The 318-nt window shown below is 39.0% G+C and carries 1 pseudogene; it reads right to left on the bottom strand.

Features of this window, described 5'->3' with window-relative positions:
* Positions 1 to 105: 105 nt before the first annotated feature.
* Positions 106 to 318 (bottom strand): annotated as a pseudogene (locus CWB72_RS20265) (hypothetical protein); the annotation flags it as partial.

The following is a 318-nucleotide window of genomic DNA, read 5'->3' as shown; positions in this document are numbered from 1 at the left end:
ATGTTCGATTACTTTTCCCTCTTCGTTTCCATGCGTAGTAGCCATGACGAGAAACGCCATATACACGGCACATCACGAGTAACTTATGCTTTGCTCTATTCGCATCTATAAATTCGAAGACTTCTTTTTTTGTTCCAAAGAGTGTTGGATGGCTTTTTTTAAAAGTTCATGCTCTTCTTTGAGCAAATTATGCTCACGCTCAAGTTCTTTTAAACGTTTTAATTCCGCACTCGTTTTAGGGTCGATATTGATTTGTTTAGGTTTAGACATGAGTGTTCCGTTACGAATTTCCATACGCCAACGGTATAGCATGATGGG

The sequence above is a fragment of the Pseudoalteromonas phenolica genome (assembly GCF_005886345.1).
In the GTDB taxonomy this organism is placed as follows: Bacteria; Pseudomonadota; Gammaproteobacteria; order Enterobacterales; family Alteromonadaceae; genus Pseudoalteromonas; species Pseudoalteromonas phenolica_A.
This window is presented reverse-complemented; position numbering and strand designations above follow the sequence as displayed.